Annotated in this window: 2 protein-coding genes and 1 pseudogene; 2 read left to right on the top strand and 1 reads right to left on the bottom strand. The window is 64.9% G+C overall.

The features are described from left to right. Positions 1-250: pseudogene (locus ADL25_RS11660) on the top strand (GTP cyclohydrolase II); the annotation flags it as partial. An 85-nt stretch (positions 251-335) separates the two neighbouring features. Next, positions 336-614: a hypothetical protein gene (locus tag ADL25_RS11655; RefSeq protein ID WP_059127617.1), complete on the top strand. Its 279-nt coding sequence runs from the start codon at positions 336-338 to the stop codon at positions 612-614. An 85-nt stretch (positions 615-699) separates the two neighbouring features. On the opposite strand, the gene ADL25_RS11650 is transcribed toward ADL25_RS11655, so the two are convergent. Next, positions 700-976: SpoIIE family protein phosphatase (locus ADL25_RS11650; protein WP_159044913.1), on the bottom strand; the 277-nt coding region annotated here is incomplete at its 5' end.

The raw sequence follows: 976 nt of genomic DNA, 5'->3' as shown, positions 1-976 counted from the left end.
CCTGCCGGTGGATGCGCGCGACTACCAGGTGGCGGCGGAGATCCTCCACGATCTCGGGGTGCGGTCGGTGCGTCTGCTCTCCAACAACCCGCGCAAGCGAGAGGCGTTGCTGCGGCACGGCATCAAGGTCGACAAGCAGGTGTCGCTGCTGATACCGGCGTGCGAGAACAACATCACCTACCTGCGCACCAAGCGGGAACGGCTCGACCACTACCTGCCGCACCTGGACGCGGTGGTGCACTCGTCGTGAGAGGGCACGCGGCGGCCGTCCGGCGCCGATCGCCGCACCCCGAGGCTGCTACGTCGTGTCAAGCCGCTCGAGGAAACCCTTCGACGTGCGACTGGTTCCCTCGCTCGAGGACCTTGAAGATCTGACGGCAGATGTTGCGCTTGAGGCAGCGTCGCGCATTGAGAGGGACTTTTTCCTTTGGGCGATGCAGCGGGCGACGTATGGATCCGTGGCAAAATCGAGTCGCATCCTGATCAAGGTGATCGTGTGCATTGCTCGGTTCAGTTTGCGGTCGCTGGCCCGGTTGAGCCGTTGCCTACTGGTCAGGCCCGAAGGCTGGGATCGATGCGACATCGGCGAAAGCAGCCTGGGAGCGACCAGCTGACCAGGATCTGGGCTAGGGTGATTGGCCCGATGCGGCGTAACTCCAGGAGTTTGGCGCTCTGTTGGTGACGAGGCCGTGGATGCTGTCATGTGCGTCGGATGATCAGCACGGCCACGTCGTCGAGATGGTTTTCTGCGACCGCGTCGTCGAGGATGAGGTCGGCGGTCTCCTCGGCGTTCAGCCCGTCATGGACGGCTTGGGCGGCCAGCTTTCCGGCTCGCTCCAGTCCGGCGTCCAGTGTCAGGGCTGGTCCTTCGACCACGCCGTCGGTGACCATGACCAGCGCGGCGTCCTTGTCCAGTGTGAAGGTTTCTTCCGGGTAGTCGGCGTCGGGCAGGACTCCCAGCACCGGGCCGCCCGGC

Origin of the sequence: Streptomyces sp. NRRL F-5122 (genome assembly GCF_001507435.1) — a bacterium.
Taxonomy (GTDB): Bacteria; Actinomycetota; Actinomycetes; order Streptomycetales; family Streptomycetaceae; genus Streptomyces; species Streptomyces lannensis.
Note: the sequence above shows the minus strand (reverse complement) of the source record. Positions and strands in the feature narration are given on the sequence as shown.